Origin of the sequence: Wolbachia endosymbiont (group B) of Longitarsus flavicornis, assembly GCF_964028135.1 — a bacterium.
In the GTDB taxonomy this organism is placed as follows: Bacteria; Pseudomonadota; Alphaproteobacteria; order Rickettsiales; family Anaplasmataceae; genus Wolbachia.
Genome location: NZ_OZ034758.1, coordinates 734,952 through 747,118 on the forward strand (window position 1 = coordinate 734,952; position 12,167 = coordinate 747,118).

Below are 12,167 nucleotides of genomic sequence, written 5' to 3' on the forward strand. Positions count from 1 at the left end.
ACATGGATGAAGTAGATATTACAGATAATAATGCTAAGTGGTTAATGTGTTTTCCATATTGAACTTACAGCACGTAGCTTTGATATAGAAGTTTGGGTAACGTTATGATAGTAATTTATATAATTCTTTGTGCAATCTTTATAGCTGTTTTAGACAGTTTATTAGACTCTTAATTATGGGGTATGTTTAACTTAAGAAAGGTTTTCATAAATGTTGAAGTGAATAAGTTGTAGTATTTATGTTTTTTCCCTGAGTTGTAAAATTTCAGAATGAGAGAGACCGGTAATTTGAGCTATAACATCTATAGAAACACCGGCCTTGAGTGAGTTTTTTGCAACTTCAATTTTACCTTCAATTTTACCTTTTTCATGGCCGATTTCGATGCCTTCTTGTCTACCTTCTTGTCTACCTTCTTGTCTACCTTCTTGTCTACCTTCTTGTCTACCTTCTTGTTTAGCATCATCGAGTTTTTGAGCAAGAACAGCCTGTTCATCACGAATACGCTTGATCTCTTGTTCATAGGCAATAAATTCTTTTTCAGACCAGTTGAACCTATTTAGTTCTTCATAAGCTCTTTTAATTATTAGATCACTTCCTATTATTCTCTCTAGCTCTTCTTCACTAGTTTCGTCTGCATATCTGAAAAAGTATACCCATTTTTCAACTATACTTGAAAGCTGATCTTCTTTGGTTTTTGGAAATTTAGGCAACTCAATAAATATAAAGTAAAAATCTTTTAGATCATGTTCATTAGTATCTTCATCGCGAATAGTGTGCTTTGATTTATACTCAGACTTATCAGGAAATAAAATACAATCTGCTATAGCAATAAAGATAATTTCCTTAAGGTCATGATATTGATCACCCTTACTAGCTTGTCTTGAGTAAGCTTTAGCTGCGTAATATTGGGCACGTTTTTCAAAGCCTTTGGTTTTAGCGACCTGCATTTCGACTATGACTTGCAGCCCATTTTCATCTCTACAAAGAACATCGACAATGCTTTGTTTTTTAGAGGCAATATCAGGGTCTTGAATAGTACTTAAAAACTCTATATCCTTTATTGCACTTTTGCCGGTGAAGCCAAGAATATCATTAAGAAAGTGAATAAGGATATCTTTATTTTTTTCAGTGCCAAAGATGCGCTTGAACGATATATCATTCTTTGGATCGAGAAACTTCGAAAGAGCCATGACGGATTAACCTAAAAAGCATTAATAATTATACACAATTGTGAAGAAATATTCAACGTTTTTGTGCTAAAGTCTATTAAAGTTAGCTAAATTTCAAGAGTTGGCAAAAAACTACCTTCATAGATGACCATAGAATGCTACTGCGCACCTTAGCTGTTTATTTTATCATCTTTTACAACTCCCTCCATAAACCCCAGCAAATGAATTCATGAGCTATAAAGAGCTTTAAAAACACTTATTTTGGGTGTGAGAGATTAACCTCCTAATAAAAATACAAGCCCAAAAGCTCAATTACGATTTACCTAATATCGTGAGGACAGGTTCATTAATCTCCCACACCTTTACATGATAAAGATCTTGAAACTTAGTGTCAACATTTCAGTAGCAAATTTATGTTAAATCTATATCCTGTCAATATGGACAAAAAGAAGGTTATAATATATACAGATGGAGCTTGTTCTGGAAACCCTGGTCCCGGTGGATGGGCAGCCGTGGTGATGTATGAAAATAAAAGTGTCTTTATCAAAAAACGTATCTCTGGAGGTGAAGAAAACACAACAAATAACAAGATGGAGCTAAAGGCTGTAATTAATGGACTAAAGATGTTAAAAATTTCCTGCAAAGTTATTGTACACACTGATAGTCAGTATATTAAACAAGGTATAACAGAGTGGATCAACAAGTGGAAAATAAATGGTTGGAAGACAGCCGATAAAAAGCCAGTGAAGAACAGAGAATTATGGCAGGAACTAGATGAAGTTGCTTTGCAGCATGATATTAATTGGAAGTGGGTTAGAGCTCACAACGGTAATATGTACAATGAGGAGGCAGATAGACTTGCTAGAAAGGAATCTAAAAAGCTAAAATATAGAGATTGTGAGGTCAAGAAATCACCAAAAAATAGAGGGAACTCTAAGTTTCATAGATTGGGTGGAGTATTATGGCAATAATTCTTTTAGACACAAAAACTATAAATCGTATAGCAGCGGGAGAGGTAATAGAGAGGCCAGCAAAAGGAATTAGTAGAAAATGCAATAGATGCTGGAAGTTCAGAGATAGAGATCAAAATAGAAAGTGGTGGACGTAACCTTATAACTGTGACAGATGATGGAAATGGAATAGAAAAGGACGACTTAGAACTAGCATTTATGAGGCATGCCACTTCAAAATTAAGCGATAGTGAGTTAATAGAAATCAAGCACCTTGGGTTTAGGGGAGAAGCTTTACCTTCAATTGCAGCAGTAAGTAGAATGAAATTATCGTCTAAGGCAAGTGGAGCAAAGGAAGCATGGTCTATAAGGTATGAGGGAGGAGAAAAAATAAGAGAGATTACCCCTTATTCTTTATTGCAGGGTACATATATTGAAGTTCGTGACTTATTTTTTGCGACTCCAAATAGACTAAAATTTCTAAAAACCGAAAGGGCAGAAACACAAAGTATTGTTGATATTGTGAATAACTTAGCGATGATTAATTATAGTATTGGGTTTACTCTCACTTCTGGTAATAAAAAGCTCTTAAAATATGTTAAGCAAACTTCGCTGTTCAACAGATTATGTGAAATAGAAGAATTTCAAAACAATTCACTGGAAGTTAAAGAGGAAGAAGAAGGCATCAAACTTAAGGGACACATCTGTAAACCAACTATTAGTCGTGGCAATTCAACTCAGATCTATACGTTTGTTAATGGCAGGCCAATAAAAGACAATCTACTTATTGGTGCAATTAGATATGCGTATCAAGATTTTATTCTAAGTGGGAGGTATCCTTTTGCAGTGTTGCACTTAGAGATACCATACGATCAAGTAGATGTAAATGTGCATCCAAATAAATCAGAAGTAAGATTTCAGAATAAAAGGTCAATATATGAAATAGTGAGAAGAGGGATAATAAAAGCATTATTGACGAGGTTCGCAGCAAGTGATGTTAAGTCTCAAAGTATTGAAGAGTTTGATAGCCAAGAGAAGGTTAATAGTGAAGAGGAAAAAAATCAAAAAGAGTTTTATGAAAAGAGACCAAGTCTTTTAGAAAATCGTCTAATGAAAGAATTCAATGCACCAGATGAAAGAAGGCAAAGCTTACCAGAAACGTTTAAGTATGGAGAATCTCCACCCCAAAAGGGAGCGATGGTTCTAGAAAGGGAGCAAATTGATTTAATAGAGCTCTAGGGTATGCACGCTGTCAGGTCCACAGTACTTACATTATTGCTGAGGCTAAAGGCAAATTAATTATAGTAGATCAGCACGCAGCTCATGAAAGATTGATATACGAGTGCTTAAAGCAAAAATCAAGCATAAAAAGACAGAAACTTCTTCTTCCTGAAACAGTTGAAATCAAAAACCAAGCTGGAATGGAGATGATTGAAACTTATAAAGATGAGCTTTTTGAAATGGGTTTTGGTATTGAAATAGAATCAGAAGATAAAGTAAGGGTGAAAGAAATACCTGCAATCTTGGGAACAATAGATATAAAAGAGATGCTAGTTGATATAGTAGATAAGTTAATGGAAATGAAAGATACGGTGCCAATAGAGGATAAGGTGAATAAAATATCAGCCACAATCGCTTGCCATGGAGCAGGAAGAAAAATGAAATTGGAAGAGATGAATGAGATACTAAGACAAATTGAGAAAACTCTATATTCTGGTCATGAAAGACCAACGTATATAGAAATAAAACTAAGTGATATAGAAAAATTGTTTGAAAGGAGATGAGTTCAGTTTGTCAAAAAGGTTCCCAATTAGGTATACGTAACGGCTCTTCTGATTATGAGTATAAAATGTGAAAAAAGAGAATAATTACTCTAATTTTTTATATTATAAAGTAGTAGGACAGAAAGTAAGAAGTTGTAGGATAGCAAAGGGGTATACTCAAAAAGATTTAGCAAAAAAAATCGGTGTAACGTATCAAATAGTACTACAATATGAAAAAGGAACACGAAAAATTTCGATTGAAAAGTTGTGCGCTATAGCAAAGGTGTTATCAATTAATATTACGGATCTTATTCCTGTATCAAATGAAAAAATTTGCCTTAAAAACGAAGAAGAAGAGATACTAAATCTAGTAAGAGAATATAAAAAGATTAACGATCAGGAGTTACGTAGAATGCTTTGTTTACTAACTAAAATTGCCAGAGTGAGTGAAGAAAATAGTAAAAAAACGGAGAGAATAAAAATTGCAAAAGCTCTGGTTAAAGCAGGAGTTTTTGTTGATACTGTTTCAAAAACAATTGGTCTATCTGCTGATGAATGTGTTGAAGAAAAAACGGATTCTATCTACTACAAAATAGGAAAAAAGATAAAAGAATGGAAGAGAGTATACTCAAAAGGATTTAGCAGAGAAAATGAGCACAACACGTGACGAAATAAGCAATTATGAACAAGGAAGGGTTGCTGTTCCACTTGATAAATTATATGGAATGGCAGAGGTGTTATCGATTAATATCGTGGATCTACTTGAACTAGCAGAAGATGCAGATGAAAGAGTAGGAAATGAATTACCGAATTTAATTGAAGAATACAAAAAGATTGAAAGCCAAGAACTACGTAATGCACTAATAAAATCTTTGTTTGAAGGGATACGAATTTGCGAAGAGAAAGTGAAAAGAGCAGAAAAGATGAAAATTGCAAAGGATTTAGTGAAAGGAGGAATTTCTATTGATATTATTTTGCAAGCGGTAGGCATTTCTTTAGATGAAATTCAACAAGTTTAAAATAAAAAAATCACCATATATTAATATCTTCACTTCTTGATGAAAAAATAAGTAAAAAAGATTGAGAAATTGATTTGACTTCACTCGAAAGCTATGGCTCTATGCCAATGCTGATAAAAAACAGCAGTAAATATTTAAAAAAAGTTTGTTGTTAGTGAAAGGTAAATTATATGAATAAAAGTAAAGAGGAAATAGAGTTCAGAATATTAGAAAGCAAAGGCAAAGCACTACTTGATCGTGAAATAATGGAAACGTTTCTAAGTGCAGTACATGAAAGACCACAGGCTCAAGAAATTGCTAAAAATCTGGTGAATACTTATACGGGAGTAGGAAGGATTTTAGGTAGAGAAATGGATGACCTGAAAGTTATAGAAGGAGTAACTGATTCTGCAGTAGCAATGATTATGTGTGTTAAGGAAACACTAGAAAGGGTACTGAGAGAAAAGCTCAAGAGTTGAGCCAATAATGGACTTACAAGGGCTAGTAGAGTACTTAAACGTAAGTATAGGCCACTCAGAAAGGGAATGTGTAAAAATACTGTACTTGAATAAAAGGCGCCAATTAATCGGAGAAGAATCCTATATTGGTGAAATGGAAAAAGCACCAGTATACATAAAGGAAATTACAAGAAAAGCATTAATAAAGAATGCAACATTAGTAATAATGTCACACAACCACCCTGGGGGAAGTTTAGAACCTTCAGAAGAAGATCAAGCAGTAACGAAGAGCTTAGCAGCAGCGTGTAGTACTGTAAGTGTTAGATTATTTGATCATATTATCATTACAAGTGGGGGTTATTTTAGCTTTAGAGAAAACGGATTGTTATAGCAGAAAGTATTTGCAAATCTACCCACTATAATTTATAATGAGTAATATAATGTATAATAACAAAGTTTATTGTACACTTAAAAAGTATTTTTAATATGAGGTTTATATGACTAGTAAAGATCAGAATAAAAAGACTAATGTTAATCACAAGAAAATATTTGGTGCTCTTGAAAGCGTTGATATAGAGCAGTCTAAATTTGTGAGTAAAATTAATAGCCAGAAGGAGATAAAACTGGAAGATACAATGCCTTTCCCTAGCAGAAACGTTCGCGAAAACAAAATCAACTATGGAAAAGGACTTGATTATATATATGGCACAAAACCTGTAAGTGATCAAGAAGATAAAAATCCATTTGCTTCAGCTTTGCAAAAAATAAAGCCAAGTATAAGCGAAAGCGAAAAGTTGAGCTGGTTTAAAAGTGAAGTGGTAGAGGCAAAAAACGTAAATGAATTGCACAAAACTATAGACCAAGTACTAGCCTCTGGAGCAAGAATAAATGCATATAACGATGGGGAATGGAGCATTGCAGAGTATGTAGTATTGGGTACACATTTTCATAAATTTGATAAGACTGATCGAAAAAAGATAATGCGTAAATTAATGCTAAGTGGTGCAGATTTTCATGATACTTTATTGCAGAATAAACTAATAGGTGAAATCTATAATGAGCTACAGCCAGAAGTTCAGCCACAGATAGATAAGCAACTAGAAGAGCTAGAGGAAGCTGGCGAAAATGCTGTGCAAGAAGGAGAATTAATAGATGTTGAGATAGACAATACAACATCGTATATAGAATTTTCTGATAATAGCAAGGTAGAGGTAGCCAAAATACTGAGAGAGTTAGGAAGTAATATTTTAAAAATTGGCAATGATGCAGTTGAGGTTAAAAGTGAGAAGGGAGGTATAAGAAACTATATCGATATGTCAGATGAAAGCTCTATTATATTAGAATTTCCTACAAGCATTGGTAAGCTAAATGTTATATTGTACCACGATGTAAAAAAATATGATCAAGTACAAGTCAGAGTAGAAAACAAGGAAATGTGGGCTGAATTACAACAAATAGGGGAAGAAATTGGAAAAAATTGCCTTTTCGGGGGAGTAAAACTTAAAGAAGCAGTAGAGAAAGGTAGTTTCACTAGATGTGGCATATGGAGTGAAAAGCAGAAGGAAGTAAGTGAAAAATTGTTTTCATGGGTAGACAAAGTACGTGAAAATAGTAAAGAAACTTGTAGGGCACTTTAATTTAAAGGTTCCAGAGTCTGGCTATTATATCTGGAGCCTTTGAGCTATAATAGAAAATATTATATGCAAGGTTCTTTTTGTGGAAAAAAGTCTAGATTATAAAGTGGGAGAAAAATTAAAAAGCTGGAGGTTAGAGCGAGGGTACACTCAGAAAGATTTAGCAGAGAAAATTGGTGTAAAATACTGGGTGATATTGCAATATGAGAAAGGGAATCGTAGAGTTCCAATTGAAAGGTTGTATGCTATAACTGAGGCACTATCAATCAGTATTACGGATCTTATTCCTGTATCAAAAAGCTGTCTTGAAGATGAAGAAGAAATATTAAATCTAGTAAGAGAATATAAAAAGATTAACGATCAGGAGTTACGTAAGATGTTTTGTTTGCTAACCAAATTTGTCCAAGTTAGTGAGAAAAGTAGTAGAAAATCGGAAAAAATAAAAATTGCAAAGAGTCTGGTTAAAGCAGGAGTTTCTGTTGATATTGTTGCAAAAACAATTGGTCTGTCTGCTGATAAATGTGTTGAAGAAAAAGTTGGTTCTATCTACTACCAAATAGGCAAAAAGATAAAGGAATGGAGACTAGTGAGAGAGTATACTCAAAAGGATTTAGCGGAGAAAATGAGTACAACACGTGACGAAATAAGCAACTATGAACAAGGACGCGTAGCTACTCCACTGGGAAAATTATATGAGATAGCAGAAACATTATCGATTAGTATTACAGATCTACTAACAGAGGAAGATGAAGGTAGTAAAGTGGAAAATGAGCTACCGAATTTGATTAAAGAATACAAAGAAATTGAGAGCCAAGAACTACGTCATGCACTAATAAAATCTTTGTTTGAAGGGATACGTATTTGTGAGGAGAAAGTGAGAGAGATAGAAAGGATTAAAGTTGCAAAGGATCTAGTAAAAGGGGGAATTTCTATTGATACTATTTTGCAAGCGGTAGGTTTATCTATTGATATGGTTTTAGATGGATAGCTCGTAAAAAAATTATAGCAATAAAGTTTTTTTCTTAAATGGAGGATAAATGTTTGTTTCTGCAAGCAATGTTAGTTACGGAATAGGGCAAAGAATAGAAAATTGTAGGTTAATGCGAGGGCATACTCAAATAGGATTAGCAAGTCAAATAGGTTTAACATACCAAGAAGTAAACAGCTATGAAGATGGGTATATTCCTATTCCAATTGAAGTACTATATATAATAGCAAGAGTATTATCAGTTGACGTTGTAGATTTATTACCTGAACCAGTAATAGTAAGGGAAGACAGCTATGAAGACGAGGAAATACTCTATCTAACGAAAATATACGAGAATCAAAAGTTAGGCAAAATAGTACCTTCATTAGTCAGGTTTGTTCATATTAGCGAAAAAATTAATCAAGAAGAGGCAAGGTTGGAAATAGCAAAAAATCTAGTGAAAGAAGGGGTTTCAGTTGACATAATTTCCCAAGCAACCGGCTTATCTATTTACGAGTATGATAATACAGAGAAAGAAGTCTGCACTGATTCTATATACTACAGAATAGGGCAAAGAATAAGAGAATGGAGATTGATAAAAAGGTATACTCAGAAAGATTTAGCAAACAAAGTTGGTTTAACACTCAAGGAAATACACGAGTATGAAATAGGATACACTGCCATATCATTTGACAAATTATATCAAATAGCAGAAGGATTATCAGTGAATATTAAAGTTCTGCTGCCTAAAACAAATGAAGATAGTGAACTACTTAATTTACTAAGAAAAACTGAAGAGCAAGAATTAGTGAAGAAATTTTTATCTAGGGATATGAAGAATAGCAAAGAGAAAGTTAAAAAAACAGAAAAGATCAAGGTTGCGAAAAATCTAGTGAAGGCGGGTGTTTCTACTGATGTTATTTTGCGAGCAAGTGGCCTAACTGCCGATGAGTGTGAAAATTGAATTGTGTTTAAGATACAAGTAAAAATAGTCAATATATTAACCATTCTAAATCCTTGTTTAGCTGACTCAACTGAAGCATTTTCATAAAGTTTTGCTGCTAATTCGTGTTGTTTGATAAACTTCAAATTTAATGCTTTTAAAATTGATGCTGAAAACACATATTGCTAATGCTAGCAGAGGAGCTAGTTGGTAAAATCGCCACAGCCGTCAGTACTCCCGATTACTTTTCCTGATAATGTGATAGTATTAACTGGTGCTAGTGCTGAAAAGCGCGAAGGATATAAAGAGATTCTCGCTAAAGTCGCTTTATCAAAGGTAGGGATTATCCTATCTTACGATGTGACTCGTTTGTCACGTAATTGTTCTGACTGGTATCCGTTATTGGATATATGTGGCTATAAACAGTGTTTGATAGCTGATCGGGATGGTGTTTATGACCCTGGTACTATTAATGGTCGGTTGTTACTTGGTCTGAAAGGACAGCTTGCTGAAATGGAGTTATCTACTATAAGAGCCAGACTAAATGCTGGACTGCTAAATAAAGCAACCAGAGGAGATTTAGCCTTATCCCTTCCAGTCGGTTTCGTTCGTAACATTGATGATTCTGTGCATAAGGATCCTAACCTTGAAGTTCAGCACCGTATTAAGCTTATTTTTGAAACTTTTTTAGAAAAGCGAACAGTAGCAAAAGTTCTAAGATATTTTAACAACAACCAACTTACCATTCCTAGGTATGACAAATTTAAAGAATTGCAATGGAAAAAACCGACGATTACAGCAATTCTCTCAACACTAAAAAATCCAGCTTATGGAGGAGCATTTGTTTATGGTCGTTCTTGTACTACACGTCACAAACCATCTTCTGCTGACAAAACAACAAAGAAATTGCCAATGGAGGAATGGAAAGTTCTGATTAAAGATAAATATCCAGCTTATATAGATTGGGAAACTTTTATAAAGATTCAGGGAATACTAAAAGATAATCATGCAGAGTATAATCACAATAGAACACGTGGTATAGTTAGACCAGGTGCAGCATTATTACATGGAATAATCTATTGTGGAGAATGTGGACACAAAATGAGAGTGAAGTATAAAGGAGGAAATCATTATTTATGCAAGTACTTACACCAACAATATCTTTTACCTGCATGTCAATTTTTACCTGCTGATATTATTGACAATGAAGTAGTTCCTAAATTTTTTGCAGCACTTAGTCAAATCGAGCTAGACGCTTATACCGAGGCTATTAATTCGCAACTACAATCTGAACAAGCAGTTAATAAAGCTTATTTACAACAATTAGAACGCCTGAGATACCAAGTGGGATTGACAGAACGACAATTTAATCAAGTTGATCCTGATAATCGTCTTGTAGCTGCAGAACTTGAAAGACGTTGGGAACAAGCGTTGAATGAACTTAAGCAAGCGGAAATTACATGTGAACGTCAGTATCCAAGTAAACCGATTCCTCAATTATCTGAGGAACTGAAAACAGTATTTTTAGATGTAGGTAAGAAATTACCTGAAATTTGGCATCAATCAGTTCTGTCACGTCAGCAACAAAAATCTTTTCTTCGTTGTCTAATTGATAAGGTGGTAGCACACCGGATCAGACGTGATTGCCTTCAAGTACGCATTGTATGGCATGGCGGTGAAACTACGACTTCTCACGTTCCTATTCCAGTACGCTCCTTCCACACATTGACTAGAGCAGCAGAAATGGAACAGTCTATAATAGAGTTGAGTAAAGAAGGTAAAACAGATGCAGAAATCGCTAAGTACTTAGAAAAACAAGGACATCGTTCTCCCTCATGCTCAAAGAATATCGTTTTAGAATGTACAGTAGCAAATATTCGATTAAAAAATAATATTATGCGAGAAAAGAATAAATCACAACCACTTAAAGTACCTGGATACCTTACTGTTCCACAAATTGCAAAAATCCTCAATGTTACTAAATATTGGCTTTATTATAGAATCGATAATGGCCAAATTAAAATACGAAAAGATTATAGTAAAACCAAAGGCAAATATTTATTTGAAGATACGCCAGAGACTGTTAGAATCCTTACGGATTTTAAAAATGGTAAACTCAACAACCCAAATTTTTTATAGGAGCATCAATATGTATAATCATGCGAAATTTATCCAACAATAAGGAAAGAATTGATAGCACCGGCAGTATTTGTGGAACTTAGTGGCTTTGAAAAAGGACATGATCCAGGAACAGAAGAATTAGCGTTGAGAGCAAAATTTGAAGCACGAATTGTAGTTGATGGAACAGTCGAGGATTCCTCGGTAGTTGTAAGGTCATTAGCAGCAGAAGTAGCAAGAGTAGTAAATAAAAATACTTGGAACGTAAAGAATATTTCTCCTGCTGAATTTCTCTCTGCAGAGCCTGATGGATTTAGACCCGAATTAGATGCATATTTGGTGTGGATGGTTGATTGGAGTCATCAGCTTCATTTAGGTAAATCAGTATGGGAAGAGGGGAAAATTAAGCCACATAAAATAGCAGTAGGAGAAATGCATGTTGGAAAATAATTTTGCCATTGCAGAGTTACAGAGAAAAGTAGCGAATATCATTCGTATAGGAGTTGTAAAAGAAGTAGATTATGAAAAAGCAAAAGTAAGAGTGAAAATAGGAGAATTTTTAACAGATTATTTACCGTGGATAACAAGTAAAGCAGGAAAAGATAGAAATTGGTCTTCACCAGGTATCGATGAACAAGTTGTGGTATTTTCTCCTTTTGGTGAACTATCATTAGGAGTGGTATTAGGAGGAATATATCAGAAAAAATACCCTGCACCAGAGAATAAAAAAGAAATAAATAGTATAAAATTTCAAGATGGGACGAAGTTTACATATGATAAAGGTAAGCATCATTTAGAGATTGAAGTAGTAGACAAAATAACACTGAAAGCTGGGGGATCGAGAATAGAAATGACAAAAAGTGGAATAAAATTGAAGGCAGATAAAATAAACCTTAATTAAATGAATAAATCGGTTGTGCGAGTAGGAGATCATTGTGCAGAAGCAACACTACATTTTTGCGTTAGTGGCAGTAACAATGTTTTTGTAAATGGTAAGCCAGTTTGCCGAAAAGGAGATAATTTTACAGAAGGTAGAGTATTAACTGAAGGATCAAAAACAGTGTTTGCAAATGGGTTTGGAGTGGGAAGAGTTGGTGATATGGTTTCTTGTGGTTCCAAGGTGATCAGTGGTAGCAGTAACATTTTTTCAGGATAAAATATGCTATA

Annotated in this window: 8 protein-coding genes and 4 pseudogenes; 11 read left to right on the plus strand and 1 reads right to left on the minus strand. The window is 34.2% G+C overall.

The window, feature by feature from the left end:
* Positions 1 to 236: 236 nt before the first annotated feature.
* The gene (locus ABWU45_RS03375) at positions 237 to 1,190 is read right to left on the minus strand and encodes an Rpn family recombination-promoting nuclease/putative transposase (protein ID WP_338406617.1); all 954 of its coding nucleotides are present in this window, start codon (positions 1,188 to 1,190) and stop codon (positions 237 to 239) included.
* A 416-nt stretch (positions 1,191 to 1,606) separates the two neighbouring features.
* Between ABWU45_RS03375 and rnhA the strand changes: the two genes are divergently transcribed.
* The 11 genes and pseudogenes from rnhA (at position 1,607) to ABWU45_RS03430 (ending at position 12,156) form a co-directional block, all read left to right on the plus strand.
* The gene (rnhA, locus tag ABWU45_RS03380) at positions 1,607 to 2,140 is read left to right on the plus strand and encodes a ribonuclease HI (RefSeq protein WP_264376578.1); all 534 of its coding nucleotides are present in this window, start codon (positions 1,607 to 1,609) and stop codon (positions 2,138 to 2,140) included.
* Positions 2,131 to 3,903, plus strand: a pseudogene (gene mutL, locus ABWU45_RS03385) (DNA mismatch repair endonuclease MutL). Before rnhA ends, mutL begins: the two are co-directional and overlap by 10 nt.
* A 67-nt stretch (positions 3,904 to 3,970) precedes the next feature.
* A pseudogene (locus ABWU45_RS03390) lies at positions 3,971 to 4,901 on the plus strand (helix-turn-helix domain-containing protein).
* Between the two features lie 170 nt (positions 4,902 to 5,071).
* Positions 5,072 to 5,729, plus strand: a pseudogene (locus ABWU45_RS03395) (JAB domain-containing protein).
* A gap of 106 nt (positions 5,730 to 5,835) precedes the next feature.
* The gene (locus tag ABWU45_RS03400) at positions 5,836 to 6,975 is read left to right on the plus strand and encodes a hypothetical protein (protein WP_353272557.1); all 1,140 of its coding nucleotides are present in this window, start codon (positions 5,836 to 5,838) and stop codon (positions 6,973 to 6,975) included.
* A gap of 79 nt (positions 6,976 to 7,054) precedes the next feature.
* Positions 7,055 to 7,960, plus strand: coding sequence for a helix-turn-helix domain-containing protein (locus ABWU45_RS03405; RefSeq protein WP_353279001.1), 906 nt, complete (start codon positions 7,055 to 7,057; stop codon positions 7,958 to 7,960).
* A gap of 49 nt (positions 7,961 to 8,009) precedes the next feature.
* Positions 8,010 to 8,903, plus strand: a complete 894-nt coding sequence (locus ABWU45_RS03410) for a helix-turn-helix domain-containing protein (RefSeq protein ID WP_250120255.1) — start codon at positions 8,010 to 8,012, stop codon at positions 8,901 to 8,903.
* Between the two features lie 186 nt (positions 8,904 to 9,089).
* On the plus strand, positions 9,090 to 11,021 hold the full coding sequence (locus ABWU45_RS03415; RefSeq protein ID WP_353279002.1) for a recombinase family protein: 1,932 nt from the start codon (positions 9,090 to 9,092) through the stop codon (positions 11,019 to 11,021).
* An 18-nt stretch (positions 11,022 to 11,039) separates the two neighbouring features.
* Positions 11,040 to 11,450 (plus strand): annotated as a pseudogene (locus ABWU45_RS03420) (hypothetical protein); the annotation flags it as partial.
* On the plus strand, positions 11,437 to 11,901 hold the full coding sequence (locus ABWU45_RS03425; RefSeq protein WP_265024145.1) for a phage baseplate assembly protein V: 465 nt from the start codon (positions 11,437 to 11,439) through the stop codon (positions 11,899 to 11,901). The pseudogene ABWU45_RS03420 and the gene ABWU45_RS03425, both read left to right, overlap by 14 nt.
* Positions 11,902 to 12,156, plus strand: a complete 255-nt coding sequence (locus ABWU45_RS03430) for a PAAR domain-containing protein (protein ID WP_019236415.1) — start codon at positions 11,902 to 11,904, stop codon at positions 12,154 to 12,156. It abuts the gene before it with no gap.
* The last annotated feature ends 11 nt before the right edge of the window (positions 12,157 to 12,167 follow it).